Here is a 502-nt window from a genome sequence, read left to right as displayed (position 1 = left end):
TCCACGACCCGCTCTCCTTGCGCAGGTACAGCGTCTTGGCGCCGCCAGTGACGACGGCGCGGTCGTTGGTGACTTCAATGGCCAGGTCGGGGCGGAGCTTGACTGGTGGGAGGATCCGGCGTTCAGAGTCGTCGACGCCGCTGTTGTCGAAGCCGACGAATATTCTGTAGTCGTCTTTGCAGTAATACTGCTTCGCGCGAGACGGAACGCCGTGGGTCGCGGCAACCTTCTCCAGAAGATCCTTGATCGTGCGCTCCTCGGACGGCATGAGGGCGAAGACCGCTACGCCGATGGTGATGACCATCAGCAGAACACCGGCGATGGTTCCACCGATGAGCACGCCCTTGTTGCCACGCCCGGCAGATGGCGGAGTGACGCCGTATTGCTGTGGGGACGCCTGGTATTGCGGCGGACCCCCGAACTGCTGGGGCTGATGCCCAGGCCAGGGGGTGTTCGATCCCGACGGGTAGGTCATTGCGCTCCTCGGCGAACGGCATTCGAT

General features: G+C 63.3%; 1 protein-coding gene. It reads right to left on the bottom strand.

Features of this window, described 5'->3' with window-relative positions; translation table 11 throughout:
* Nucleotides 1-475 (bottom strand): hypothetical protein (locus IMZ11_RS43775; protein ID WP_228649618.1); only part of this gene is annotated, 475 nt, incomplete at its 3' end.
* Nucleotides 476-502 lie beyond the last annotated feature (27 nt).

Source organism: Microtetraspora sp. AC03309 (assembly GCF_020826795.1).
In the GTDB taxonomy this organism is placed as follows: Bacteria; Actinomycetota; Actinomycetes; order Streptosporangiales; family Streptosporangiaceae; genus Microtetraspora; species Microtetraspora glauca.
Note: the sequence above shows the minus strand (reverse complement) of the source record. Positions and strands in the feature narration are given on the sequence as shown.